The 24,869-nt window shown below is 56.1% G+C and carries 25 protein-coding genes; 12 read left to right on the plus strand and 13 right to left on the minus strand.

Annotated features, from left to right (window positions below; all coding sequences use genetic code 11):
• Positions 1-35 precede the first annotated feature (35 nt).
• Both pyk and GVJ63_RS04980 read left to right on the plus strand, forming a co-directional pair.
• The gene (gene pyk, locus GVJ63_RS04975; protein ID WP_033757915.1) at positions 36-1,478 is read left to right on the plus strand and encodes a pyruvate kinase; all 1,443 of its coding nucleotides are present in this window, start codon (positions 36-38) and stop codon (positions 1,476-1,478) included.
• 84 nt (positions 1,479-1,562) lie between these two features.
• A complete protein-coding gene (locus GVJ63_RS04980; protein ID WP_022625519.1) occupies positions 1,563-2,795 on the plus strand; it encodes an MFS transporter in 1,233 nt (410 codons plus the stop codon).
• Positions 2,796-2,914: 119 nt separating this feature from the next.
• On the opposite strand, the gene lpxM is transcribed toward GVJ63_RS04980, so the two are convergent.
• The 3 genes from lpxM to znuA all read right to left on the minus strand — a co-directional run bounded on the left by lpxM (position 2,915) and on the right by znuA (position 6,307).
• Positions 2,915-3,889: a lauroyl-Kdo(2)-lipid IV(A) myristoyltransferase gene (gene lpxM / locus GVJ63_RS04985; protein WP_045139891.1), complete on the minus strand. Its 975-nt coding sequence runs from the start codon at positions 3,887-3,889 to the stop codon at positions 2,915-2,917.
• A 125-nt stretch (positions 3,890-4,014) separates the two neighbouring features.
• Complete coding sequence (gene mepM, locus GVJ63_RS04990) at positions 4,015-5,346, minus strand: murein DD-endopeptidase MepM (RefSeq protein ID WP_010258653.1); 1,332 nt, start codon at positions 5,344-5,346, stop codon at positions 4,015-4,017.
• Positions 5,347-5,359: 13 nt separating this feature from the next.
• Positions 5,360-6,307 carry a zinc ABC transporter substrate-binding protein ZnuA gene (znuA, locus tag GVJ63_RS04995; RefSeq protein WP_010670802.1) on the minus strand — a complete coding sequence of 316 codons (948 nt, stop codon included), beginning with the start codon at positions 6,305-6,307 and terminating at the stop codon, positions 5,360-5,362.
• Positions 6,308-6,384: 77 nt separating this feature from the next.
• Here znuA and znuC point away from each other — a divergent pair, with 77 nt between their 5' ends.
• Both znuC and znuB read left to right on the plus strand, forming a co-directional pair.
• Positions 6,385-7,140, plus strand: coding sequence for a zinc ABC transporter ATP-binding protein ZnuC (gene znuC / locus GVJ63_RS05000; RefSeq protein WP_010258646.1), 756 nt, complete (start codon positions 6,385-6,387; stop codon positions 7,138-7,140).
• Entirely contained in the window at positions 7,137-7,922 is a 786-nt protein-coding gene (gene znuB / locus GVJ63_RS05005; RefSeq protein WP_010258643.1) for a zinc ABC transporter permease subunit ZnuB, read from the plus strand. The genes znuC and znuB overlap by 4 nt, the downstream gene beginning before the upstream one ends.
• On the opposite strand, the gene ruvB is transcribed toward znuB, so the two are convergent.
• The 6 genes from ruvB to aspS all read right to left on the minus strand — a co-directional run bounded on the left by ruvB (position 7,923) and on the right by aspS (position 13,449).
• Positions 7,923-8,927: a Holliday junction branch migration DNA helicase RuvB gene (gene ruvB / locus GVJ63_RS05010; protein WP_010258640.1), complete on the minus strand. Its 1,005-nt coding sequence runs from the start codon at positions 8,925-8,927 to the stop codon at positions 7,923-7,925.
• A gap of 8 nt (positions 8,928-8,935) precedes the next feature.
• Complete coding sequence (gene ruvA, locus GVJ63_RS05015) at positions 8,936-9,550, minus strand: Holliday junction branch migration protein RuvA (RefSeq protein ID WP_010670803.1); 615 nt, start codon at positions 9,548-9,550, stop codon at positions 8,936-8,938.
• A 96-nt stretch (positions 9,551-9,646) separates the two neighbouring features.
• Entirely contained in the window at positions 9,647-10,174 is a 528-nt protein-coding gene (gene ruvC, locus GVJ63_RS05020) for a crossover junction endodeoxyribonuclease RuvC (RefSeq protein ID WP_003849205.1), read from the minus strand.
• Between the two features lie 37 nt (positions 10,175-10,211).
• Complete coding sequence (locus tag GVJ63_RS05025; protein ID WP_010258633.1) at positions 10,212-10,955, minus strand: YebC/PmpR family DNA-binding transcriptional regulator; 744 nt, start codon at positions 10,953-10,955, stop codon at positions 10,212-10,214.
• Positions 10,956-11,239: 284 nt separating this feature from the next.
• Positions 11,240-11,671, minus strand: coding sequence for a dihydroneopterin triphosphate diphosphatase (gene nudB, locus GVJ63_RS05030; protein WP_010258628.1), 432 nt, complete (start codon positions 11,669-11,671; stop codon positions 11,240-11,242).
• Positions 11,671-13,449, minus strand: a complete 1,779-nt coding sequence (gene aspS / locus GVJ63_RS05035; protein WP_159226492.1) for an aspartate--tRNA ligase — start codon at positions 13,447-13,449, stop codon at positions 11,671-11,673. Before aspS ends, nudB begins: the two co-directional genes overlap by 1 nt.
• Before the next feature lie 211 nt (positions 13,450-13,660).
• On the opposite strand from aspS, the gene GVJ63_RS05040 reads away from it, so the two are divergent.
• The 4 genes from GVJ63_RS05040 to cmoB all read left to right on the plus strand — a co-directional run bounded on the left by GVJ63_RS05040 (position 13,661) and on the right by cmoB (position 16,722).
• The gene (locus GVJ63_RS05040; protein WP_061703863.1) at positions 13,661-14,482 is read left to right on the plus strand and encodes a DUF72 domain-containing protein; all 822 of its coding nucleotides are present in this window, start codon (positions 13,661-13,663) and stop codon (positions 14,480-14,482) included.
• Positions 14,483-14,551: 69 nt separating this feature from the next.
• The gene (locus GVJ63_RS05045) at positions 14,552-14,947 is read left to right on the plus strand and encodes an MAPEG family protein (RefSeq protein WP_010258617.1); all 396 of its coding nucleotides are present in this window, start codon (positions 14,552-14,554) and stop codon (positions 14,945-14,947) included.
• Between the two features lie 81 nt (positions 14,948-15,028).
• A complete protein-coding gene (gene cmoA, locus GVJ63_RS05050; RefSeq protein WP_010258614.1) occupies positions 15,029-15,757 on the plus strand; it encodes a carboxy-S-adenosyl-L-methionine synthase CmoA in 729 nt (242 codons plus the stop codon).
• Positions 15,754-16,722, plus strand: a complete 969-nt coding sequence (gene cmoB / locus GVJ63_RS05055; protein ID WP_010258611.1) for a tRNA 5-methoxyuridine(34)/uridine 5-oxyacetic acid(34) synthase CmoB — start codon at positions 15,754-15,756, stop codon at positions 16,720-16,722. The genes cmoA and cmoB overlap by 4 nt, the downstream gene beginning before the upstream one ends.
• Positions 16,723-16,726: 4 nt before the next feature.
• Here the strand turns inward: cmoB and GVJ63_RS05060 are convergent, their stop codons facing one another.
• Positions 16,727-17,347: a LysE family translocator gene (locus tag GVJ63_RS05060; protein WP_033757930.1), complete on the minus strand. Its 621-nt coding sequence runs from the start codon at positions 17,345-17,347 to the stop codon at positions 16,727-16,729.
• A 154-nt stretch (positions 17,348-17,501) separates the two neighbouring features.
• Between GVJ63_RS05060 and GVJ63_RS05065 the strand changes: the two genes are divergently transcribed.
• The gene (locus tag GVJ63_RS05065) at positions 17,502-18,599 is read left to right on the plus strand and encodes a glycerol dehydrogenase (protein ID WP_033778995.1); all 1,098 of its coding nucleotides are present in this window, start codon (positions 17,502-17,504) and stop codon (positions 18,597-18,599) included.
• Between the two features lie 30 nt (positions 18,600-18,629).
• On the opposite strand, the gene GVJ63_RS05070 is transcribed toward GVJ63_RS05065, so the two are convergent.
• Positions 18,630-19,478 (minus strand): hypothetical protein, encoded by an 849-nt coding sequence (locus GVJ63_RS05070; RefSeq protein WP_010258604.1) that lies wholly within the window; start codon positions 19,476-19,478, stop codon positions 18,630-18,632.
• Positions 19,479-19,901: 423 nt separating this feature from the next.
• Entirely contained in the window at positions 19,902-20,654 is a 753-nt protein-coding gene (gene cutC / locus GVJ63_RS05075) for a copper homeostasis protein CutC (protein WP_159226493.1), read from the minus strand.
• 85 nt (positions 20,655-20,739) lie between these two features.
• On the opposite strand from cutC, the gene GVJ63_RS05080 reads away from it, so the two are divergent.
• On the plus strand, positions 20,740-21,885 hold the full coding sequence (locus GVJ63_RS05080; protein WP_159226494.1) for a MalY/PatB family protein: 1,146 nt from the start codon (positions 20,740-20,742) through the stop codon (positions 21,883-21,885).
• Here GVJ63_RS05080 and GVJ63_RS05085 read toward each other — a convergent pair.
• Positions 21,882-22,472 (minus strand): VOC family protein, encoded by a 591-nt coding sequence (locus GVJ63_RS05085; protein WP_370516261.1) that lies wholly within the window; start codon positions 22,470-22,472, stop codon positions 21,882-21,884. The genes GVJ63_RS05080 and GVJ63_RS05085 overlap by 4 nt on opposite strands.
• Before the next feature lie 284 nt (positions 22,473-22,756).
• Here GVJ63_RS05085 and GVJ63_RS22470 point away from each other — a divergent pair, with 284 nt between their 5' ends.
• Positions 22,757-22,879 carry a hypothetical protein gene (locus tag GVJ63_RS22470; protein ID WP_009089698.1) on the plus strand — a complete coding sequence of 41 codons (123 nt, stop codon included), beginning with the start codon at positions 22,757-22,759 and terminating at the stop codon, positions 22,877-22,879.
• A gap of 209 nt (positions 22,880-23,088) precedes the next feature.
• Positions 23,089-24,819 (plus strand): arginine--tRNA ligase, encoded by a 1,731-nt coding sequence (gene argS / locus GVJ63_RS05090; protein WP_010258588.1) that lies wholly within the window; start codon positions 23,089-23,091, stop codon positions 24,817-24,819.
• The last annotated feature ends 50 nt before the right edge of the window (positions 24,820-24,869 follow it).

Consider the following 24,869-nt stretch of genomic DNA (forward strand, 5'->3'; position numbering starts at 1 on the left):
GACCAGGGCACGCTTAAATGTTTACGGAGTCCTCGATGTCAAGACGTCTCAGAAGAACCAAAATCGTTACAACTCTCGGCCCGGCCACCGATCGTGATAATAATTTAGAAAAAATCATCGCTGCCGGCGCGAACGTTGTACGACTCAACTTCTCTCACGGCACGCCAGAAGATCACCAGATCCGTGCCGATAAAGTGCGTGAGATTGCCGCAAAACTGGGTCGCCACGTGGCCATCCTCGGTGACCTCCAGGGTCCAAAAATTCGTGTTTCAACCTTCAAAGAAGGCAAAGTTTTCCTGAATATCGGTGACCGTTTCCTGCTGGATGCCAATCTGGGTAAAGGCGAAGGCGATAAAGAGCGCGTCGGTATCGACTACAAAGGCCTGCCTGCAGATGTGGTGCCGGGCGATATCCTGCTGCTGGATGATGGTCGCGTGCAGCTGAAAGTGCTGGAAGTTCAGGATATGAAGGTGTTCACCGAAGTCACCGTGGGTGGCCCGCTGTCGAACAACAAAGGCATTAACAAACTGGGCGGCGGACTCTCAGCTGAAGCGCTGACCGAAAAAGATAAAGCGGATATCATCACCGCCGCCAAAATACGCGTCGACTATCTGGCCGTCTCTTTCCCACGCTGTGGTGAAGATATGAATCTGGCACGTCGTCTGGCACGCGAAGCGGGTTGTGACGCCAAACTGGTCGCAAAAGTGGAACGTGCTGAAGCGGTCGCCAGCCAGGAAGCGATGGATGACATCATTCTGGCCTCTGATGTGGTGATGGTGGCGCGTGGCGATCTGGGCGTTGAGATTGGCGATCCGGAACTGGTCGGCATTCAGAAAGCATTGATTCGTCGTGCCCGCCAGCTTAACCGCACCATCATTACCGCGACCCAGATGATGGAGTCGATGATCACTAACCCGATGCCGACCCGCGCAGAAGTGATGGACGTGGCGAACGCCGTGCTGGATGGCACCGATGCCGTGATGCTCTCTGCGGAAACCGCAGCGGGTCAGTATCCGGCTGAAACTGTCTCAGCGATGGCGAAGGTCTGCCTGGGCGCGGAGAAGATCCCGAGCGTCAACGTCTCCAAGCATCGTCTGGACGTGCAGTTCGACAATGTCGAAGAAGCGATTGCTATGTCATCCATGTACGCCGCGAACCACCTGCAGGGCGTCACCGCGATCATCACCATGACCGAGTCGGGCCGTACCCCGCTGATGACCTCACGTATCACCTCAGGCCTGCCGATTTTTGCCATGTCACGCCATGAACGCACACTGAATCTCACCGCGCTCTATCGCGGCGTAACGCCGGTGTTCTTCGACAGCAATAACGACGGTGTGGCTGCCGCACACGATGCGGTTAACCTGCTGCGCGACAAAGGCTTCCTGGTCTCTGGCGATCTGGTCATTGTGACGCAGGGCGATGTGATGGGCGCCACCGGCACCACCAATACCACACGTGTGCTGCGCGTGGATTAATTGAGCCCGGGTTTACATTGTCGGTGTAGAATAAACGACGCGACTGCCTGGCAGTCGCGTTTTCTTTTCTGACAAGGAGGCCAGATGGCCCGTTTCCACCCCATCAGCCAGCTTACCGGCCGAATTTTACTCTTTCCTCTGGCGTTAGTGCTGTTCGAGTTTGCCACCTATATTGCTCATGACATGATCCAGCCTGGCATGCTGATCGTCACCAGTGAATTTTCCGTCGGCCCTGAATGGGTCTCCACCTCCCTGACCGCTTACCTGATTGGCGGCGTGGTGCTGCAATGGCTGCTGGGTCCTCTCTCTGATAAGTTTGGCCGGCGACCGGTGATGCTCTTCGGCATCCTGTTTTTTGCCGTCGCCTGCATGCTGATGCACTGGGTCAGCTCGATTGAGGAATTTGTCAGCCTGCGCTTTATTCAGGGCATCAGCCTCTGCTTTATCGGCGCGGTCGGCTATGCCGCAATTCAGGAAGCCTTCGATGAGGCGCTGGCGGTGCGCATGATGGCGCTGATGGCCAACGTGGCGCTGCTGGCTCCGCTGGCGGGTCCGCTTGCTGGTGCAGCCTGGCTCACCATTGGCAGCTGGCGCAGCATGTTCTGGCTGTTTGCCGCCTGCAGCCTGGTCGCCTTTGTGGTGCTGTGGCGTGTGATGCCCGAAACCGCAGGTGACCGCAGTCATTCCATCGCCCTGCCCAATCTTGCACGCAACTATGGCCGGCTGATGAAAGACCGGCTGGTGATGTTTGGTTCCTTCGCTATCGGGCTGGTGTTTATCCCGATCCTCACCTGGGTTGCTCTTTCGCCGGTGATCCTGATGCACGACGAAGGTCTGTCACGCATGCAGTACGCCCTGCTGCAGCTGCCGGTGTTTCTGGCGATGATCGCCGGTAACCTGACGCTGAGTAAGCTGGCGGGACGCGTGCCGATTGAACAGCCGGTGAAGTTCGCCGCCTGGCCGATTCTGATTGGTCTGAGCCTGGCGCTGGTGGCGAGCCTGATGAACAGCCACGGTTATCTGCTGATAACCGCTGGCCTGAGTCTCTACGCCTTTGGTGCTGGCATGGTCAATGCCGGACTGTATCGCCTGACGCTCTACGCCAGCAACGAAGGCAAAGGCAGCGTGGCAGCGATGCTGGGAATGATCAGTATTATGACGCTGGCGGTAGGAATTGAGCTGGCGAAAAGCGGCTACTTCAGCGGCGGCACGCTGTGGTTCTGCCTGGTCAACTTTATCAGCGGCGTGCTCTGGTTTGGCCTGGTGATCCTGTTTATGCGCGAGCGTAAACGTCGCAGCAGGCTGGAGGCGTTATAAAAAGGCAGCCCAGCCACAGGTGTGTCCTGAGCAGGCAGCTCAGAAGCTCAAAGCAAGGGAGCACACACCTGTAGCCAGTGATTAGGAGATAAGAAAAGGCCGCTTTCGCGGCCTTTTTGCTATTTGCGCGGATAGAGATCTTTGCGCGAATAGGGCTCGATGTCACCCTCTTTGCGGGTCTTCAGCAGCTTGAGGATCCAGGTGTACTGCTCGGGATGCGGGCGGACAAACACTTCCACTTCTTCATTCATCCGGCGAGCCAGCTGGTGATCGTCAGCTTCCAGCAGATCGTCCATCGGCGGACGCACATAAATCTCAAGCTTGTGCGTTTCGCTGTTATAAACCGGAAACAGCGGCACCACGCGCGCGCGGCAGACTTTCATCAGTCGCCCTACCGCAGGCAGCGTCGCTTTATAGGTGGCAAAGAAATCGACGAACTCGCTGTGCTCCGGGCCATGATCCTGATCGGGCAGGTAGTAGCCCCAGTAGCCCTGGCGGATTGAACTGATAAAAGGTTTGATTCCGTCGTTGCGCGCATGGAGTCGTCCGCCATAACCGCGGCGTGCGGTGTTCCACGCATAGTCCATCAGCGGATCGCTCTGGTTATGGAACATCGCCGCCATCTTTTGACCTTCTGACGCCAGCAGCATGGCGGGGATATCCACCGCCCAGCCGTGCGGCACCAGGAAAATCACATTCTGCTGCTCCGCTTTCATCTGGTCGATAATTTCACGACCATGCCACTCTACACGTTCACGGATACGTGCCGGATCGCGCAGCACCAGCTCGGTCATCATTGCCATCGCCTGCGGTGCCGTCGCAAACATCTCATCGACCAGCGTCGCACGCTGCGCCTCGCTGAGTTCCGGCAGACAGTAATAGAGGTTAATCAGCGCACGGCGACGTGCGCCCTTTGCCAGCTTACCGGCGAATTTACCTAACCGACCCAGCAGCGGATCGCGCACTTTCGGCGGTAGCATCGCCATCGCGGCCAGACCACCAATCGCCAGCCAGCTGCCCCAGTATTTAGGTTTGAGAAAAGAACGTTCAAAAACGGGAATAAATTCAGTGTTATTTTTTTTACGGGTTTCCATGCACTCGCCTCAAGCAATGACCGGCTAATGATAGTGACGACCTGAAAATTTGCAATCATCCTGCGCCATATAGCAAAAAACCGACGGGAAACCCGTCGGTTTTTGCGCGATTTGACGAAATTCGCTTACTTCAGCCCCAGCTGAGGCAGCCAGGATTTAACCTGTGCCATGTAATCGCTGCGATCTTTACCCGTCAGGCCTTCCATGCGCGGCAGTTTCGCCGTTAATGGGTTGACCGCCTGATTATTGATCCAGATTTCAAAATGCAGATGCGGCCCGGTGGAACGTCCGGTGTTGCCTGACAGTCCAATACGGTCGCCACGCTTCACTTTCTGACCTGGCTTCACCAGCACTTTCTTCATGTGCATATAGCGCGTCATATACTGACGGCCATGACGAATGGCGACGTAGTTACCCGCGGCACCGCCGTTCTTCGCCACCACTATTTCACCATCACCCACTGCCAGCACCGGCGTACCGATCGGCAGCGCAAAGTCGACGCCTTTATGAGGCGCAATGCGGCCGGTAACCGGGTTGAGACGACGCGGATTAAAGTTAGAGGAGACACGATACTGCTTAACCGTCGGGAAGCGCATAAAGCCGCGCGCCAGACCGGAGCCGCTGCGATCGTAGAACTTGCCATCTTCGGCGCGGAAAGCGTAATAGTCTTTACCCCCGCTGCGCAGGCGCACACCCAGCAACTGACTCTGCGCACTCTTGCCATCCAGCATTTCGCGTGACATCAGTACACTGAACTGGTCACCTGCACGCAGCTTACGGAAGTCCATCTGCCACTGCAGCGCTTTGATTACGGCGCTGGCTTCGGCACTGCTCAGCCCGGCACGCTGGGCGCTGGCGGCAAAACTGCCGCGTACTTCGCCCTGCATCACGCTGTTGCGCCATTCGCCCTTCTGCATCTCCGCATCCATCTTAAAGCCACCTTTAGGGGTGCGCTCATAGGTGCGGGTTTCACGGCGGGAAATTTCCCAGCTCAGGGTTTTCAGGCCGCCATCATCATCCAGCGTCCAGCTCAGCTGCTGACCAACCTGCAGATTACGCAGATCGCGGTCGCTCATCACCAGCGCATTAATGTCACTGATGTCGATGCCATACTGATTCAGGGCACTGCTCAGAGTATCGCCGGATGAAACGGTGTAGTCGTGAACACCGGCCGTTTCGGGCACGTCGGTGTCCACATCGTCCGCAGGCAATTCTTCTTCCGGTTCCGGTGTGCTCTGATCGATAGGCTCACTGGCTTCCGGCAACAGCGTGCGGAACGTGTTCTTATCCAGTTCAATGTTTTTGACGATGGGCGTCACATCATCCGAAGGATGATAAACGTAAGGCCGCCAGACAGCGACGGCCAGAGTGACTACAGTTAAAGAACCCAGCATTACGCGGTGGGGGCGCGGCAAATTATTAAATGCGAGGGCGACAGAGCGGGCTATCTGCTGCACTTTTACCTATTCCTCATGCTCCATTCAGGCAGCTTTCATACTGGCTCGACAGTTGTGAGAGGAATTTCACATAGCTGTCTTTGGCTAAGCTGATGTCTGTTCCCAGGGGATCGAGCGTGCCTTTACGCACCTGCGTTCCGCGGGCGACAGCATCGATGACTGCTGGCCTGAATTGTGGCTCAGCAAAGACGCAGACCGCCTTTTGCTCAACCAACTGTGTTCGTATCTGATGTAAACGCTGAGCGCCCGGTTGAATTTCAGGATTGACGGTAAAGTGCCCGGTGGGCGAGAGACCGTATTGTTTTTCAAAGTACGTGTAAGCGTCGTGAAAAACGAAATATCCTTTATTTCTGACCGGAGCGAGTTGTGCGCTAACGCGTTTGTCCGTGTCCGCCAAAGCTACCTCAAACTGCTGGAGGTTGGCGTCAAGTTTGGCTTTATCTTGCGGCATAAGTTCCAATAATTTTCCATGGATTGCAACCGCGGTCTTGCGCGCAATCTCTGGCGACAACCACAGGTGCATATTAAACTCGCCGTGATGATGGTGATGGGCATCGGCGTCCTGTTCTTCGGATTTTTCCGCTGTGTGTTCATCTTCATCTTCACCACCGCTAATCAATAACGGTTTTACCCCGTCGATGTTCACCATCGCGAGGTTTTTTTGGGCCGGAAGTTCAGCCGCAGACTTCGCCATAAAGGCTTCCATTTCAGGCCCGACCCATACGACTAAGTCCGCGTTTTTTAAGCGTTTTGCATCTGAGGGCCGCAGGGAATAATCGTGTTCAGAGGCACCGTCCGGTAGCAGAACGTCAACCGGTGTGACACCATCGGCAATGGCCGCAGCGATAAACCCTACCGGTTTGAGTGAAGCCACGACATTCGCCTGAGCTGGAAGGGTTAACGAAGCTGTAACGGAGAAAGCAGTTAAGGCGAAAATTGCGCCCTTTTTATTATGTAACATATTGCGTCATTCCATCGTGACCATGAGGTGGAATGTGATATTATAACATTCGAAATTCTGTGCAACCTGTAAATACTATGACCTCACTTGTCACACTCGATAATGTTTCGATAAAGTTTAACCAGCGCAATGTGTTATCCGGTGTCAGCCTGGCACTGCAGCCTGGCCGCATCCTCACCCTGCTGGGTCCTAACGGTGCCGGAAAATCAACGCTGGTGCGTGTGGTGCTGGGACTGCTCGCTCCCACCACCGGTTCCGTTCAGCGTGATCCCGGACTGCGAATTGGCTATGTGCCACAGAAGCTGCACATCGACCCGACCCTGCCAGTGACCGTTGAACGCTTTATGCGTCTGACCCGTGGCAGCAAAAACGCCGAGATCCTGCCAGCACTGAAACGCGTGCAGGCGGGTCACCTGCTCAACGCCCCTCTGCAAAAGCTTTCCGGTGGTGAAACCCAGCGTGTGCTGCTGGCGCGCGCCCTGCTGAATCAGCCTCAGTTGCTGGTACTCGATGAGCCTACTCAGGGTGTGGATGTGAATGGTCAGGTGTCACTCTATGACCTTATCAATCAGTTACGCGTCGAACTGAACTGCGGCGTACTGATGGTCTCCCACGATCTGCATCTGGTGATGGCCAAAACCGACGAAGTGCTGTGCCTTAACCATCACATCTGTTGTTCCGGCACCCCGGAAGCGGTATCGCAGCATCCGGAATTTATCGCCATGTTTGGTCCGCGCGGCGCGGAGGAGCTGGCGATTTATCGTCATCATCATAATCACCGTCACGACCTTCAGGGACGTATCGTTTTACGCAAAGGACAGGGTCCATCATGATTGAGTTGTTATTACCGGGCTGGATAGGCGGTGTGATGTTAGCGCTGGCTGCCGGTCCGCTGGGATCGTTTGTTGTCTGGCGCAAGATGTCCTATTTCGGCGATACTCTGGCACATGCCTCTCTGCTGGGCGTGGCATTTGGCCTGCTGTTTAACGTGAATCCTTACTACGCGGTGATTCTGGTTACGGTCTGCCTGGCGCTGGGACTGGTCTGGCTGGAGCGTCGTCCACATCTGGCTATCGATACCCTGCTGGGGATTATGGCGCACAGCGCGCTGTCGCTGGGCCTGGTGGTGGTCAGCCTGATGAAGAACGTTCGCGTCGATCTGATGGCTTATCTGTTTGGCGATCTGCTGGCGGTGACGCCAGACGACCTCTGGATGATGGGTGGCGGCGTGGTGATCGTGCTGCTGGTGATGGCGTGGCAGTGGCGGTCGCTGCTGTCGATGACCATCAGCCCGGAACTGGCACAGGTGGACGGCGTCAATATCCAGCGTACCCGTCTGATCCTGATGCTGGTCACGGCACTGACTATCGGAGTGGCAATGAAGTTCGTGGGTGCGCTGATAATCACCTCACTGCTGATTATCCCCGCTGCGACCGCTCGTCGCTTTGTGCGTTCACCGGAAGGCATGGCGGCCGTCGCCGTAGTCATCGGGGTGATTGCCGTCACCGGCGGCCTGACCTTCTCCGCCTTCTACGACACCCCTGCCGGGCCGTCAGTGGTGCTCTGCGCCGCCATCCTGTTTATTTTCAGCATGGTCCGGAAACCAGCAGTCTAGTTACTCTTCACGCGTAATGCCGAAGTGACGATAAGCGTGCTGCGTGGCCATCCGGCCACGCGGTGTGCGCTGAATGAAGCCCTGCTGAATCAGGAAGGGTTCAATCACATCTTCGATGGTTTCGCGCTCTTCACCAATGGCAGCAGCCAGGTTATCCAGCCCCACCGGCCCACCCATAAATTTGTCGATGATCGCCAGCAGCAGTTTACGGTCCATATAATCGAACCCTTCGCTGTCTACGTTAAGCATATCCAGCGCGCTGCAGGAGACTTCACCGCTCAGGTCACCATTTGCCCGCACTTCGGCGAAGTCACGAACGCGGCGCAGCAGGCGGTTGGCGATACGCGGTGTGCCGCGGGCGCGACGGGCGATCTCTAACGCCCCTTCGTCACTCAGCGCCAGACCCAGACAGGCGGCGCTGCGGCCTACGATGTGCTGCAAATCTTTAACCTGGTAGAACTCAAGCCGCTGCACAATGCCAAAACGATCGCGCAGCGGCGAGGTCAGCGAGCCAGCACGCGTAGTGGCGCCAATCAGGGTAAACGGCGGCAGATCGAGCTTGATTGAGCGCGCAGCCGGGCCTTCGCCGATCATGATATCCAGCTGATAATCTTCCATCGCCGGGTAGAGTATCTCTTCCACCACCGGTGAGAGGCGATGGATTTCATCGATAAACAGGACGTCATGCGGTTCAAGGTTGGTCAGCATCGCCGCCAGGTCGCCCGCCTTTTCCAGCACCGGACCTGAAGTAGTGCGAAGATTAACGCCCATCTCGTTGGCCACGATGTTCGCCAGGGTGGTTTTACCCAGTCCCGGCGGACCGAAGATCAGCAGATGATCGAGCGCATCGCCGCGCAGTTGCGCTGCCTTGATGAAAATCTCCATCTGCTCACGCACCTGCGGCTGACCGACATACTCGGTCAGCATCTTCGGGCGAATAGCGCGGTCAATAACCTCTTCTTCGCTGATACTGGCAGCGGAGATCAGGCGGTCGGCTTCTATCATGACTTACCTCAAATGGCGGCGCGTAGCGCTTCGCGGATCAGGGTTTCGCAATCCGCATCCGGTCGACCGACTTTACTGATCATACGGCTCGCTTCCTGCGGTTTATAACCCAGTGATACCAGCGCTGCAACCGCTTCGGCTTCCGCATCATTGGTTTCCGGCTCGGCGCTCGGCGTGGTCAGCGTAAAGGCAGAATCGCCGCCAAACAGGTCGCCGTGCATTCCTTTGAAGCGGTCCTTCATTTCGACCACCAGACGCTCAGCCGTCTTTTTGCCCACGCCTGGCAGTTTCACCAGTGACGCGATCTCCTCTTTCTCGACAGCGGTCACAAACTGCTGCGCCGACATGCCGGAGAGGATCGCCAGCGCCAGCTTAGGTCCGACGCCATTCACTTTAATCAGTTCGCGAAACAGCGCGCGCTCCTGCTTGCTGTTAAAACCAAACAGCAGTTGCGCATCTTCACGCACCACGAAGTGGGTAAAAATCACCGCTTCGTGCTGAAGTTCAGGCAACTCATAAAAACAGGTCATGGGCATATAAATTTCATAGCCTACGCCGTGTGCCTCAAGCAGCACCAGTGGCGGCTGCTTTTCCAGAATATTGCCCCGTAAACGACCTATCACCTGAACGCTTCCTTAACTAACGAATGTGGCGGATTTTATAACATAAAAAAGGCTGGATGAATATCCAGCCTGAGAGTGAGACCTGAGCGATGACGGCTAACCTGAGCGTAACCGTCCGCGCGTCAGCACCAGCTTGCTGTCACTCATGCGAGCCGCATTCTGAGCCACATGACAGTGCGTAATGGCAATCGCCAGCGCATCGGCGGCATCCGCCTGCGGGTTCGCCGGCAGCTTCAGCAGGGTTCGCACCATGTGCTGCACCTGACTTTTCTCGGCGCTGCCGATGCCAACCACGGTCTGTTTTACCTGACGGGCGGCATACTCAAACACCGGCAGATCGTGGTTTACCGCGGCAACAATCGCGGCACCGCGCGCCTGGCCGAGCTTCAGCGCGGAGTCTGCATTCTTCGCCATAAACACCTGTTCAATGGCGAAGAAGTCGGGTGAAAACTGCGTAATGATTTCACAGACGCCCGCATAAATCAGCTTCAGACGGGCGGGCAACTCGGTGGTATTAGTGCGGATACAGCCGCTGCCCAGATAAGTGAGCTGGCGGCCAGTCTGACGAATAACACCATAACCGGTGATGCGTGAGCCGGGATCAATACCCAGGATAATCGACATTACGCCTCTTTGGTTAAAGTGATTACGGCAGACGCCATTACAGCGTTTCCGCTACCTCGTCGGAGATTTCACCGTTGTGATAGACCTCCTGCACATCGTCGCAATCTTCCAGCATGTCGATCAGACGCAGCAGTTTAGGTGCGGTTTCCGCATCCATTTCGGCTTTGGTAGTCGGTATCATCGCCACTTCTGCAGTGTCCGCTTTCAGGCCGAGTGCTTCCAGTGCATCACGCACCGTACCCATCTCTTCCCATGCGGTGAAGACATCAATTGCGCCGTCGTCATAGCTGACCACATCTTCTGCGCCTGCTTCCAGAGCCGCTTCCATCACCGCATCTTCATCCTGACCTGGCGCATAGGAGATCACGCCTTTTTTGTTGAACAGGTAAGCCACGGAGCCGTCGGTGCCGAGATTCCCGCCGGTTTTGGTGAAGGCGTGACGCACTTCGCCCACGGTACGGTTACGGTTGTCACTCAGGCATTCAATCATGATGGCCGAGCCGCCAGGACCGTAGCCTTCATAGATGATGGTTTCCATGTTGGCATTGTCATCGCCGCCCACACCGCGCGCGATAGCGCGATCCATGGTGTCACGCGTCATATTGTTCGCCAGCGCTTTATCCATTGCTGCACGCAGACGCGGGTTTGAGCCCGGATCGCCGCCGCCCAGCTTGGCCGCCGTCACCAGCTCACGAATGATTTTGGTGAAGATTTTGCCGCGCTTGGCATCCTGCGCCGCTTTACGGTGTTTGGTGTTTGCCCACTTACTGTGTCCTGCCATTTTAAATTTTCTCCGATCTTTTACAGGGTGCAGGCTATCCTGCTTGCGAGCCTGTTTACCGTCCGTACGCATACAGGTGACTGACAACCTGAATGCCCCGAGGGCGAGCGTCGCGAAGCATCCTCACGTACAAGCGTACGCTGACGACGTCGCGCGGGCGGTGAACAACCTCACGGTGCCGATTACGCCTGACTGTTCAATATGTTGGTGAAGTCCTGTTAAAACTCACCAGATTCATAAAATTTAATCTATCCGCCGCCGGAATACCGGGCGATGGCGAGCATTCAGATAAATTCTTCAATTGCCTGGCGGTTACTCCATGATCGGGTTAATGCTGCAGCGTCAGCGGGTGCCAGCCAGCGAAACGCCAGATGCTCGGTGAGCATCACATCGCGCTCCGTCGGCAGTTGCAGGCGAAACCAGTGCTCGTGATTATGAGTGACATCAGGGGCGTAGCGATGGCGGAAATGGGGAAAGATTTCAAAGTCGATCTGACGCTGACAATCCTCCACCTCCAGCCGCTCGGCCAGCACGTCGATGCCGATTTCCTCATTCACTTCACGACACGCGGTCGCCAGCGGTGACTCTCCCGCCTCCAGGCTGCCGGTGACCGACTGCCAGAACGTGGGATCGTCACGCCGCTGCAGCATCAACACCCGGCCAGTATCGCGCGCCGAAATGACGACCAGCACTGAAACCGGGTGTTTATAGCCCATTATTTATTCTCAGGCTTTTCTTTTTTAACGACCTGAATGCCGAGCTCCAGCAGGGAAGCCGGATTGGCTTCGCTTGGCGCTTCGGTCATCATGCAGGCGGCCGCCGTGGTTTTCGGGAACGCAATGACGTCACGAATGTTATCGGTGCCGGTCAGCAGCATGGTCAGGCGATCCAGACCAAAGGCCAGGCCCGCATGCGGTGGCGTACCGAACTTCAGCGCATCCAGCAGGAAGCCAAACTTCTCACGCTGCTCATGCTCTTCGATACCCAGAATGCTGAACACCGTCTGCTGCATTTTGCCGTTGTGGATACGCACTGAACCGCCGCCCACTTCATAACCGTTGATCACCATGTCGTAGGCATTCGCCACGGCACGGGTTGGATCGGCGGCCAGCTCTTCTGCGCTCATCTCTTTTGGCGCCGTGAACGGATGGTGCATCGCAGCCAGACCGCCCTCCTCGTCCTCTTCGAACATCGGGAAGTCGATTACCCATAGCGGTGCCCAGGCTTTCTCATCAGTGATGTTCAGCTCGCGGCCCACTTTCAGACGCAGCGCACCCAGTGCATCAGCGACTACTTTGGCGCGATCGGCACCAAAGAAGATAATGTCGCCATCCTGAGCGCCGGTGCGGCACAGAATGCCTTCTACGATCTCTGCATTCAGGAATTTGGCAACCGGGCTCTGCACGCCTTCCAGGCCGTCAGCACGGACGTTAACCTTCATCCACGCCAGACCTTTGGCGCCGTAAATCTCCACGAACTTGCCATATTCATCAATCTGCTTACGGCTCAGCTGTGCGCCGGTCGGTACGCGCAGCGCGGCAACACGGCCCTTTTCATCATTAGCCGGGCCAGAGAAGACCTGGAACTCCACGTTTTTCAGCAGGTCGCCGACGTCCACCAGCTCCATCGGATTACGCAGATCCGGTTTATCAGAACCGTAGCGATGCATCGCCTCTGCAAAGGTCATCTGCGGGAACTCGCCGAGATCAACGCCCTGCACGTCCTGCCACAGATTGCGGATTAAACGCTCCATGATTTCACGCACCTGTGGCGCGGTCATAAAGGAGGTTTCCACGTCGATCTGGGTAAATTCTGGCTGACGATCGGCACGTAAATCTTCGTCGCGGAAGCATTTAACGATCTGATAGTAGCGGTCAAAACCGGACATCATCAGCAGCTGTTTGAAGAGCTGAGGTGACTGCGGCAGCGCATAGAATTTGCCTTTATGTACCCGGCTTGGCACCAGATAGTCACGCGCGCCTTCCGGCGTCGCTTTGGTCAGCATCGGGGTTTCGATATCCAGGAAACCTGCGTCATCCATAAAGCGACGAACGAAGCTGGTGATTTTTGCGCGGGTTTTCAGACGCGTCACCATCTCAGGGCGGCGCAGATCCAGATAGCGGTACTTCAGGCGCGCTTCTTCGCTGTTGGTCTGATTCGAGTCCAGCGGCAGTGGCTCAGAGCGGTTAATGATGGTCAGTGCCTGGGCAAACACTTCCACTTCACCGGTCGCCATGTCGCTGTTTTTGTTCTTCTCATCACGCGCACGTACGGTACCGGTGATCTGGATACAGAATTCGTTACGCAGTTCAGAAGCCAGCTTAAATGCGTCCTGGCGATCGGGATCAAAAAACACCTGCACGATGCCTTCACGGTCGCGCATATCGATAAAAATCAAACTGCCCAGATCGCGACGGCGGTTTACCCAGCCGCAAAGCGTGACTTGCTGACCCACATGAGACAGATTGAGCTGTCCGCAATATTCTGTACGCATAACACTATCCTTTTAACTTCGCCGCTGCATCTGACAGCATCCGGCCGCGTTACCTGTTGCGATGCTGTCGCAAAAATGGCGGTCATTATAATGGAAAAAGCCAGACAGGATAAGCAGATCCGCGCCAAAGCGCCGATTTCCTGTGTGCATTTGCCCCCCAGCCTGACCATAGCGGATAATGGGGTATCTTAATCTGCAGCCAGGAGCGCGCGTGACACTTCGTATTGGCCTGCCCCAGTGGCAGCATTCACACTGGAAACGCTGGGGCATCGAAAGCCTGGCGGACTATGCCCGCTATTTCCATTGTGTAGAGGGAAATACCACGCTCTATGCGCTGCCGAATCCGGAAACGGTGATGCGCTGGCGCGATATGACGCACGATGCGTTTCGCTTCTGCTTTAAATTTCCCAATACCATCAGCCATCAGGCGGCGCTGCAGCACAGCGACGACCTGCTGACCGATTTCCTGCGGCTGATGGAGCCGCTGGCCGATCGTATCGGTCAGTACTGGCTGCAACTGCCTGCCAGCTTCTCTCCGACGCAGCTCGACGACCTGTGGCGCTTTCTCGACAGCCTGCCGCGCCGTTTTCACTATGGCGTCGAAGTCCGCCATCCTGCTTTCTTCGCTAAAGGGGATGCTGAACGGGCGCTGAATCGCGGCCTGCTGGCGCGCGGCATCAATCGCGTGATGCTCGACAGCCGTCCGGTTCACGCCTCTACCTCGCAAAGTCCGGCCGCGCTGGTGGCCCGCGCGCAAAAACCCCGGGTGCCGCCTCATGCATTGCGAACCGGCTCGCAGCCGATGGTGCGGTTTATCGGCAGCGACAGTGTGGAAGAGAGCGTGCCGCTGTTTCAGATCTGGCGTGACAAACTGACAGATTGGCAGCAACAGGGCGACGCCATGCTGTTTCTGCACACGCCCGATATGGGTCAGGTCTTTCCGCTGGTGCAGGCGCTCTGGCCGCAGCTACAACAGATCGATCCCGGCATAGGTAGCGGACCGGACTGGCCGCAGCAGACGTCACTGTTTTGATTCCTGCCCAGGACAGCGGGCTGCACGCCCGTTAGAATAGAAGCATTATGGACAGTCGCAGGGGTGGCAATGGTTAGCGCGTTATATGTGGTGATGGGTGCATTACTGGTGATGAAATTCACGCTGGACGTGGTCCGCTATCGCCGATTCTACCGTGTGGCGTATGGCGATGGCGGCTACCATGACCTGAAAATGGCGATTCGCATTCACGGCAACGCCATCGAAACCATTCCGCTGGCGCTGTTCCTGCTGGTAATGATGGAGATGAACGGCGCCGATATCTGGATGGTGCATCTCACGGGTCTGCTGTTCTTTATCAGTCGCCTGCTGCACGCCTGGGGTTTGCGCAGCAGCGCAATGGCAGGCCGCAAATATGGCATGCTGCTGACGCTGTTTTCCCTCTGCGGCATGGTGATTTTTAACCTGATCTATATGCCGTGGGAACTGGTGCTGACGCTGCATTAAGCTGGCCTGGGTTAAGGGGTGCAGCCCGCCCCACTTTCTGCGAGAATAGCGCCCTTTCCGTCGTCTCTTCGGATTTTCGATATGTCTGACCGCGATCAACTCTTCTCAGCGCCCATTGCAAAACTGGGCGACTGGACTTTTGACGAGCGTGTAGCTGAAGTCTTTCCTGACATGATTCAGCGCTCGGTGCCGGGCTACTCCAACATCATTTCGATGATTGGCATGCTGGCAGAACGTTTTGTTACCCCGGACAGCAAGGTTTATGACCTGGGCTGCTCGCTGGGCGCGGCCACCCTGTCGGTGCGCCGCAATATTCAGGTGCCGGGTTGCCAGATCATCGCAGTGGATAACTCCCCGGCGATGGTGGAGCGCTGCCGTCGCCATCTTGATGCGTTTCGCGCGGACACACCGGTAACGGTGCTGGAAGCGGATATCCGCGACATTGAGATTGAGAACGCCTCTCTGGTGGTGCTCAACTTTACGCTGCAGTTTCTGGAACCGCCTGCGCGTCTGGCGCTGCTGGAAAAGATCTGGCAGGGACTGAAACCGGGCGGTGCGCTGGTACTGTCAGAGAAGTTCAGTTTTGAAGATGCCGAAGTCGGTGAACTGCTGTTTAACATGCATCACGACTTCAAGCGCGCCAACGGCTACAGCGAACTGGAAATCAGCCAGAAACGCAGCATGCTGGAAAATGTGATGCTGACTGACAGCGTTGAAGCTCATAAAGCCCGTCTGAAACAGGCCGGTTTCTCGCACGCCGAACTCTGGTTCCAGTGCTTTAATTTTGGATCTCTGGTGGCGTTGAAATGATCGACTTTGGCCGTTTTTATCAGCAAATTGCGGTGGGACCGCTGGCGAAGTGGCTGGAAGTCTTACCGGCGCAAATCAGCGAGTGGCAGCGTGAAAACCTGCATGGGCACTTCCGCGACTGGTACAAGTCGCTGGAGTATCTGCCGCTGCTGGAGCCTCAAAAACTTGACCTGCTGCACAGCGTTACTGCCGACCGCGATGACATCAGCGATCGCCATCGTCAGGGTATTGAGAAATTACTGCGCAACCTGATGCCGTGGCGTAAGGGGCCCTATTTCCTTTATGGCACCCACATCAACACCGAATGGCGATCTGACTGGAAGTGGGAGCGCGTGCTACCGCACATCTCTCCGCTGGCCGGCCGCACAGTGCTCGATGTGGGCTGCGGCAGTGGCTATCACATGTGGCGGATGATTGGCGCGGGTGCCCATCTGGTGGTTGGCATCGATCCAATGCAGCTGTTCCTGGTGCAGTTCGAAGCGGTGCGTAAGCTGCTGAACGACGATCGCCGGGCGCATATGCTGCCGCTGGGCATTGAGCAGTTACCGGTATTGCAGGCGTTCGATACCGTGTTCTCGATGGGCGTGCTCTATCACCGCCGTTCGCCGCTCGATCACCTGTTACAGCTTAAGAATCAGCTGGTCAGCGGTGGCGAACTGGTGCTGGAGACGCTGGTGATTGAGGGCGATGTGAATCAGGTGCTGGTGCCCGGTGAGCGATATGCGCAGATGCGCAATGTCTTCTTCATTCCGTCAGCTGAAGCGCTGAAAAGCTGGCTGGAAAAAAGCGGCTTTGTCGATGTCCGGATTGTCGATTTCGCCCTCACTACCACTGAAGAGCAACGCCGCACCGACTGGATGACCAGCGAGTCTCTGGCTGAATTCCTCGATCCCGATGACCCCAGCAAAACAGTCGAGGGCTATCCGGCGCCTCTGCGCGCCGTGCTGGTCGCCACCAAACCGTAATGCCCTAGCGGCGAGACAACGCCAGTTTCGCCGCAAATCCTATAAACACACAGCCGGTCAGGCGATCCATCACCTTCAGCACCCGCGGTTTGCGCAAATGACCGGCGAAATAGTGGCTGCCGCCAATCAGTACCGCATTCCAGATCAGCCCCAGCAGCATGTGTGCCAGCGCCATCAGACTACACCAGAGCGCCACCGACGCCCCTGCCGGGATAAACTGTGGCAAAAAACTCACATAGAAGATGCCCACTTTGGGGTTTAGCAGATTGCCCAGCAGCCCGCGGCTGAAACAGGCAAGATAGCCCTGTTGCAGCGCCGGTTGTTGCGAGTCGATTGCTGCCTGGCGGGGTTTCAGCAACAATTTCAGCCCCAGATAAAGTAACCAGGCGGCACCCAGCCACTTAAGCAGGTTATAGGCCATTTCGGAGGCCAGCAGCAGCGCGCCTAATCCGAATCCCACCGCAACACCCCAGACCAGACAGCCGAGCGTGATACCCAGTGCCGTCACGCTGGCGCGCTTTGCACCCTGAGCGACTGCAGAGCGCAGCACCAGCGCGGTATCAAAGCCCGGCGTCAGCGTCAGTATGGTGATGGCAAACAGAAATGAAAACAGCGTGGTGGTCATGGCGTTCTCCCTGGAGGTAACAGCCGGTCAGCAGCGTATGGGTGTCCTGCCAGCGTAACAGGCCCGTAGAATTATCTCACCCTGGACACTCTCCCTGTTCGTCAGCGTGTGCCAGGCTAAGGGCGGTTTAACTTCATATTAAGGAGCTGTGATTATGAGTAAATTTATCTTCTCTTCACCCCGTAAATATGTGCAGGGCGCGGGCGTGCTGGATGAGCTGGGTCCCTATGTGGCCGAACTGGGTGATAACGCTTTCCTGGTTGCGGATGATGTCGTCTGGAAATTGATCGGCGAACGCGCCCAACAGGCGCTGCAAAAGGCGGACGTTACCTTCAACTGGCACCCGTTCAACGGCGAGGCGTCGAGCAATGAGATCACCCGCCTGAGCCAGCTGGCGAAAAGTCAGGGCTGTAATGTGGTTGTCGGGCTGGGCGGCGGCAAAACGCTGGATACGGTTAAAGCGGTGGCGGATGAGCTGAAGCAGCCGGTAGCCATCGTGCCTACTATCGCCTCCACCGACGCCCCCTGTAGCGCCCTGTCGGTCATCTATTCTGACAGCGGCGTATTTGAGAGCTATCGCTTCTACAGCAAAAATCCTGATTTGGTGCTGGTGGACACCGCCGTCTGCGCCAGTGCGCCAGCACGACTCTTTGCCTCCGGCATTGCTGATGGACTGGCGACCTGGGTTGAAGCGCAGGCGGTAGCGCGTTCGCATTCAAAATCGATGGTCAATGGTGATCCGACAATTGCCGGACTGGCGATTGCCCGTGCCTGTGAAGAAACGCTGCTTACATGGGGTTACAGCGCCTATGTTGCCGTCACCCAAAAACGAGTGACGCCCGCCGTGGAAGCGGTGGTTGAGGCGAATACGCTGCTATCAGGGCTGGGTTTTGAAAACGGAGGGCTGGCAGCTGCGCACGCTATTCATAATGGGTTCACCGCGATTGATGGTGATATCCACCATCTGACCCATGGCGAGAAAGTCGCCTACGGCACACTGACGCAGATGGTCCTTGAGAAGCGTCCGGATGAGGAAATTGCGCGCTATATCCGCTTCTATCGCTCGATCAACATGCCGACCACGCTCCGGGAGCTGCATCTGGAAAATGAGAGCTGGGAGAATCTGGTCAAAGTGGGTGCACTGGCGAACAGTGAGGGCGACACGCTGAAAAACCTTAATCCAAACCTTTCACCGGAAGATATTGCAAACGCGCTGCTGGCGCTGGATGCCTTTAGTCAGACGGTTAAATAGTCACCCGACAGGCGATCATCCGATCGCCTTTTACTCCGCCGCCGCTGGCTGGTCCCAGTACTCATATTTGTAGGCGGAACTGAGATGGCGCTCAATAGTGCCGCGCGTGAAGATTTCGGTCTCGTGCAGATAACTCAGGGTACAGTTACCCACCTGATCCCAGGACTGACACTCATCTACTGACCGGATGGTGCTCAGCGGTGTGGTCGCCGTGCCGTTGAGCCGCACTTCACGCCATTGGGGATCGTAGGTATAACTGTCGGTGCTGCGGGCCGATGTGGTGCGGGTCACCAGACCTTGCGGATTCCAGTGATAATGATTTTCACCGTTGGTCAGGGGATCGCTGCCGCGTGCCACGCTCTTCTCCAGCCTGAACTGCCGATCATAACGGTAAGTCGTGTCGGTAAAGCCGCTTTTACCCATGCTGGTAAACCTGTCGGAGGCGCTGGTAATGTTGCCATGCTGACCTTTCTGCCAGTTAATAGTCCCCTGTCGGTTATCGACCACCACCTCTTTGCCCTCTTTCAGCACTTTTACCAGATACGCATATTCCGCCACCCAGCCGCCCTGCACGCGGGCAATGTGTTGCTCCATGCTGAGAATAACGTTGCGCTCACTTTTGTCATAGCTCACGTCGGCAACCGTCAGATCGCCACAGGCGTCAAACTGCCCCAACACCCGCTTTTGCGAGTTCACATCTTTGCCAAACTCACCCGCAACCACCTGCTTGACCGCGCCTTTCGCATTCCCGCCCAGCAAAATCAGGTTATTGCTGTTAGCCACAGCAGCGTTGTTTGGGCTGCATGCGCTGGCCGCAGCGCTGCCACTGCAGAGAGCAGTCAGGATCAGAGTCAGGACAGCAATCGGATTGGGTTTCATAGGATACTTTTCCAGGCGACGTTGCTTTCAGTGTAAACGCTGCGGTGATGAACAGCGGCAATCTGTGAAGATTTCAGCCTGCATCGCCTTTTAAGGTTTTAAGGACCGGAGAGGCGACACGGCATCAGCATAACGAAGAAAACGAATGATTACGTTGCTGCCGGGACGGGAAGTCCTGGATGACATGTAATGATTAATAAGGGGCAGGTCATTTTTATCGAGCCAGGCGAAAGAGTGATAACTTCGCTGCAGCCAGATTTCAGATCCCTCTGACATCAATAACATGCCAGAGAAAGCGCAAAAAGATTTAGCCGGGACGGCGTGTGCTTTACACAAAAAGAACCCCAGCAAGGATACTGGGGTTTGGTACTTGCAAACACCACGTCAATGATCGGCGTGCTGCGCGGCAAAATCTGTTGTGGTTCAGGCGACCCGAACGGTGCTCATCTGCATCACGCTTTTCATCGCCTCAACCACATCGCCGTCTACACAGTAGCGGCTGAACTCGTCAGTCTCGGCTTCTGAACACATGGAGACCCCCGCTTTGCGGTAGCGCATCGGCGACGCCACCAGGCGGCTGGCCGAGCTGTGAACTTCATCAATCCCCATGTCGAGAAACTTTTGCAGGTTGCTGAGACGTACCCCGGCACCCGCCATAATAATAGGACCGATGCTGGCCTCATTTAGTTCCCTGAGTAATGCAATTCCGTTTTCAGCGCTCTGCTGCTGACCGGATGTCAGAATACGCGCCACTCCCAAATCCGTTAGTTCTTCCAGCGCACGCTTAGGGCTGTGACAGAGATCGAAGGCGCGATGAAAGGTTACGGCCAGGCCGTCACACAGCGCCATAATCTGCCGCATCTGACCATGATGAATGTGAGCATCTTCATCCAGCATCCCAATCACCAGGCCAGGAAAACCGAGTTCACGGATTAACGCCACATCCGATTTCATCGCTTCAAATTCGCATGCGGTATAACAAAAATCCCCACCACGTGGCCGGACAATAGGATGAACCGGAATCGAAACTTCTTGCCGGGCGGCATTCAGCATCCCCGCTGATGGGGTCAGGCCGCCTTCACGCGGTGCGGCACAGAGTTCAACCCGATCGGCGCCCGCCTGTTGTGCGGTCACAGCGCAATCCACGCCATAGCAGCAAATTTCCAGTGTGGTCATTCTCTTCTCCTTTACATGACTCTGGTTCAAGGCAGATTCATCAGTTAGTCTGGCTGCTGGAATGAGTTTACCGGGAAAGTTAACTATGGCATTCAATTTCGACCAACGGATAGACCGTCGTCACAGCGATAGCCTTAAATGGAACAAATATGCGGACCAGGACATTCTGCCGTTGTGGGTGGCAGACACCGATTTCCGATCGCCTGACTGCGTCATCGATGCGATTAAAACCCGTGCCGAACATGGGATTTTTGGCTATGGCGACACGCCTGTTGAATTTATCGATAGCGCGATAGCCTGGCTCGCCTCGCGCTATCAGTGGCACGTTAATCCGGAATGGATTGTGGTTTTGCCGGGTGTCGTAAGCGGTCTGAATCTGGCAGTGCGCGCTTTCACCGCGCCTGACGAGCTGACGATTGCGCCAACGCCAATCTATCCACCGTTTCGCGGTGCAGCAAAACTGGCAGAGCGCGGTCAGATCACGCTGCCACTGACGCTGCAAGAGGGACGCTGGCTGCTGGATCTGGCTGCGCCGGAAGGTCAGCTGGACGATAAAGCGCGGCTGTTAATGCTGTGCAACCCGCAGAATCCGGGCGGCACCGTCTATCGCCGCGAAGAACTGCAGGCGCAACTGGAATTGGCGCAGAAGCACGATTTGATTGTCTGTTCCGACGAGATCCACAGCGATCTGCTGCTGGAACCCGGCGTTAAGCACATACCCTTTGCTTCACTGAGCGAAGATGCAGCCCAGCGTAGCGTGACGCTGATGTCGCCCTCAAAGTCCTTTAATATTGCCGGTCTGGGGGCTTCCATCGCCATCATCCCCAACGCCGGGCTGCGCGCGCGCTTTAACCGGGTACGACGCGGCATTGTCCCGGATGTTGATATTCTGGCACTCACGGCAGCAGCAGCGGCATGGGGCGAGGGTGAGCCCTGGCTGAATGCGCAGAATGCCTATCTGCGCAGTAACCGTGACTGGCTGGTGTCGCAGGTCAATAAGATGACCGGCCTGTCACTCGCCTCACCGGAAGCGACCTACCTGGCCTGGATCGACGCCAGCGCGCTGGGTGTGGCCAGTCCGGCGCTCTATTTTGAAAAGCACGGGCTGGGCTTAACCGCCGGACGTGAGTTTGGCAATGACCAGTTTGTCCGGCTCAATTTCGGCTGTACCCGCGCGCTGCTCGACGAAGCTGTTGCGCGCCTGAAGCGTGCGTTAGCCGCCCGCCTTTAGTTCTGTTCGCTGGCGACAATCTCCTCCAGTCGCCACGGATGGAACTTGATTGTCGTCTGCCCATCCGTAACCGCCAGGGTCGGATTGGGCAGGCGCTCATTCTCGCCCTGCGGTGAACTGGTTTTAAATGAGATACCCGGCTGCGTCAGTGCCTCATCTGACAGCAAGGCCATCGCACGCACGCCCAGCGTCTGATGATCGCCGCGTAACACCACCTCAATATGCTCCCAGCCTTCATGGCGATAACGCTTTTCACCCGGCCATGGCAGTTCAACCACATCAATCTGCCTGCCTGCGACAATCAGCGGGTCATGGAGTTTAAACAGGCAAATCTTCCTGCCATTGATCATCGCCGCCGAAAACTGCGTGCCAATCTGCTGCAAACCTTGCTGCCAGCGCATCGCCGTCGTGTCCTGATGGCAACGCACTGCGATATGGTCCACCTCCAGATCGGTAAGGCGCAAACCGAGCCGCTGCGCAAAACTTTGCAACGATTCTTCAAAACGTCCTAAATCTGTCTTTAAATCATCCAATTCTGCCGGAAAAGATCTCTTCACTACCCCACTTCCTCTCAATTTGTTTAGCATTTATAACCCGCCTGCCTTTTGGCGCGCCGCGTGCTGAGCATCACATAATGATAAGATTCATCTTATTTGGCCCGAAATTTAACGCTAATCCTCATAATAACATCTTTCATTTCGGATTTATCTCCTGTTTAGGACCATGAGTTCCTTGATGAAAGCATGTTAAATATTTGATTTATATCAACTTCTTTAATACAATAAGATAACTCTCATTTACCTGGCAAACAATTGCAGCCCACCCCGCCTTCCTATAAATTTGACCTAACACAACCAAAAGGAATGGCTCTATGTCTATGCTCATCGTTGTCGCTGTCCTGATCGCACTGATGGGATTTGCAATCTCCCGCCATTGGAAGGTGCGTGAAGATAAAAGCGTAAAGAACCCACGCCGTCATCTGCGACGTCGTTAATGCTTCAGGGAAACATCTATTAAGCTCTGTTTCCCCGCTTCATCCAACTGCTGACGCCCACTGACATTTCACGTATACTTTTCCCCTCATTTTTTTCCATTTTGTCTGCCCCATCCGTTTCTGCCTCTCCGTGACGCGATGCGCTCAGGCAAGATGATGACAGCCCGGCTTTCTGGTCCGGGCGTTGCTCAGCACATGAAGGTAACTCGGTGAATATTCAGGCACTTCTTTCCGCAAAAGTCAGTCAGGCAATGGTTTTAGCCGGCGCACCCGCCGATTGCGAACCCCAGGTTCGCCAATCCGCCCGGGTTCAGTTTGGAGACTATCAGGCCAACGGCATTATGGCCGTGGCGAAAAAGCTGGGACAGGCACCGCGACAATTAGCGGAAACGGTGATTCAGCACCTCGACCTGACCGGCATCGCCAGCAAAGTCGAAATTGCCGGGCCGGGCTTCATCAATATCTTCCTTGACCACAACTGGCTGGCCAGCCATGCCCGGGAAGCGCTGCGTCTGCCGCGCCTTGGCGTGCAGCTGGCCGAACCCCAGACTATCGTCGTCGACTACTCCGCGCCTAACGTTGCGAAAGAGATGCATGTGGGCCACGTCCGCTCCACCATCATTGGTGATGCGGCGGTGCGCACGCTGGAGTTTCTCGGCCATAAAGTGATCCGAGCGAACCACGTTGGCGACTGGGGAACGCAGTTCGGTATGCTGATCGCGTTCCTGGAAAAGCAGCAGAATGAAGATCATGCAGAGATGGCGCTGGCCGATCTCGAAGGCTTCTACCGTGAAGCCAAGCGCACTTATGATGAAGATCCTGAGTTTGCCGAGCGCGCGCGCAGTTATGTGGTGAAATTACAGGGCGGCGATGACTATTGCCGCCAGATGTGGAAGAAGCTGGTCGACATCACCATGAGTCAGAACCAGAAAATCTATGACCGCATGAACGTCACGCTGACGCGCAATGATGTTATGGGTGAAAGTCTCTATAACGATATGCTGCCTGGTATCGTCTCCGATCTGAAACAGAAAGGCTTAGCGGTAGAGAGTGAAGGTGCGACCGTGGTGTTCCTGGATGAATTCCAGAACAAAGAGGGTGAACCGATGGGCGTCATCATCCAGAAAAAGGATGGCGGCTACCTCTACACCACCACCGATATCGCCTGTGCGAAATATCGTTACGAAACGCTGAAAGCCGATCGTGTGCTCTATTACATCGACTCACGTCAGCATCAGCATCTGGTTCAGGCCTGGACTATCGTCCGTAAAGCGGGTTATGTGCCGGAATCAGTGCCGCTGGAGCACCATGCATTCGGCATGATGCTGGGCAAAGATGGCCGTCCGTTCAAAACCCGCAGCGGTGGCACCATCAAGCTCTCCGATCTGCTGGATGAAGCCTATCAGCGTGCCTACACGCTGGTGCGTGAGAAGAACCCGGAGATGAGCGAAGCGGAAGTGAAAACGCTAGCGGAAGTGGTTGGCATCAGCGCGGTAAAATACGCCGACCTGTCAAAAAGCCGTACCACCGATTACATTTTCGACTGGGACAACATGCTGGCGTTCGAAGGCAATACCGCGCCTTACATGCAGTATGCCTATACCCGCGTTCTCTCCGTGTTCCGCAAGGCGGGCATTGATGCCGATTCGCTGGATGCGGAGATTGTGATCAGCGAAGAGCGTGAAGCGCAGCTGGCCACCCGTCTGCTGCAGTTCGAAGAGGTCATTACTCAGGTCGCTCGTGACGGCACGCCACACGTGATGTGTGCCTATCTCTACGATCTGGCCGGTCTGTTCTCCGGATTCTACGAGCACTGCCCGATTCTCACCGCAGAATCAGACACAACACGTCTGAGCCGACTGCAGCTGGCCGCGCTGACCGCGAAGACGCTGAAGCAGGGTCTGGATACGCTGGGCATCGACACCGTCGAGCGCATGTAATCTCTGAAACGGAGAGGGGGTTCCCTCTCCGTTGCTGAATTCGTATATCC

The sequence above is a fragment of the Pantoea sp. 18059 genome (assembly GCF_902706165.1).
Classification (GTDB): Bacteria; Pseudomonadota; Gammaproteobacteria; order Enterobacterales; family Enterobacteriaceae; genus Pantoea; species Pantoea agglomerans.

Excerpts from the sequence above, each read along its gene's own strand:
- pyk (WP_033757915.1), top strand. The coding sequence starts at position 36 with ATGTCAAGACGTCTCAGAAGAACCAAAATCGTTACAACTCTCGGCCCG.
- GVJ63_RS04980 (WP_022625519.1), top strand. The coding sequence starts at position 1,563 with ATGGCCCGTTTCCACCCCATCAGCCAGCTTACCGGCCGAATTTTACTC.
- lpxM (WP_045139891.1), bottom strand. The coding sequence starts at position 3,889 with ATGGAAACCCGTAAAAAAAATAACACTGAATTTATTCCCGTTTTTGAA.
- znuA (WP_010670802.1), bottom strand. The coding sequence starts at position 6,307 with ATGTTACATAATAAAAAGGGCGCAATTTTCGCCTTAACTGCTTTCTCC.
- znuC (WP_010258646.1), top strand. The coding sequence starts at position 6,385 with ATGACCTCACTTGTCACACTCGATAATGTTTCGATAAAGTTTAACCAG.
- znuB (WP_010258643.1), top strand. The coding sequence starts at position 7,137 with ATGATTGAGTTGTTATTACCGGGCTGGATAGGCGGTGTGATGTTAGCG.
- ruvB (WP_010258640.1), bottom strand. The coding sequence starts at position 8,927 with ATGATAGAAGCCGACCGCCTGATCTCCGCTGCCAGTATCAGCGAAGAA.
- ruvC (WP_003849205.1), bottom strand. The coding sequence starts at position 10,174 with ATGTCGATTATCCTGGGTATTGATCCCGGCTCACGCATCACCGGTTAT.
- GVJ63_RS05025 (WP_010258633.1), bottom strand. The coding sequence starts at position 10,955 with ATGGCAGGACACAGTAAGTGGGCAAACACCAAACACCGTAAAGCGGCG.
- nudB (WP_010258628.1), bottom strand. The coding sequence starts at position 11,671 with ATGGGCTATAAACACCCGGTTTCAGTGCTGGTCGTCATTTCGGCGCGC.
- aspS (WP_159226492.1), bottom strand. The coding sequence starts at position 13,449 with ATGCGTACAGAATATTGCGGACAGCTCAATCTGTCTCATGTGGGTCAG.
- GVJ63_RS05045 (WP_010258617.1), top strand. The coding sequence starts at position 14,552 with ATGGTTAGCGCGTTATATGTGGTGATGGGTGCATTACTGGTGATGAAA.
- cmoA (WP_010258614.1), top strand. The coding sequence starts at position 15,029 with ATGTCTGACCGCGATCAACTCTTCTCAGCGCCCATTGCAAAACTGGGC.
- cmoB (WP_010258611.1), top strand. The coding sequence starts at position 15,754 with ATGATCGACTTTGGCCGTTTTTATCAGCAAATTGCGGTGGGACCGCTG.
- GVJ63_RS05060 (WP_033757930.1), bottom strand. The coding sequence starts at position 17,347 with ATGACCACCACGCTGTTTTCATTTCTGTTTGCCATCACCATACTGACG.
- GVJ63_RS05065 (WP_033778995.1), top strand. The coding sequence starts at position 17,502 with ATGAGTAAATTTATCTTCTCTTCACCCCGTAAATATGTGCAGGGCGCG.
- GVJ63_RS05070 (WP_010258604.1), bottom strand. The coding sequence starts at position 19,478 with ATGAAACCCAATCCGATTGCTGTCCTGACTCTGATCCTGACTGCTCTC.
- cutC (WP_159226493.1), bottom strand. The coding sequence starts at position 20,654 with ATGACCACACTGGAAATTTGCTGCTATGGCGTGGATTGCGCTGTGACC.
- GVJ63_RS05080 (WP_159226494.1), top strand. The coding sequence starts at position 20,740 with ATGGCATTCAATTTCGACCAACGGATAGACCGTCGTCACAGCGATAGC.
- GVJ63_RS05085 (WP_370516261.1), bottom strand. The coding sequence starts at position 22,472 with ATGCTAAACAAATTGAGAGGAAGTGGGGTAGTGAAGAGATCTTTTCCG.
- GVJ63_RS22470 (WP_009089698.1), top strand. The coding sequence starts at position 22,757 with ATGTCTATGCTCATCGTTGTCGCTGTCCTGATCGCACTGATGGGATTT.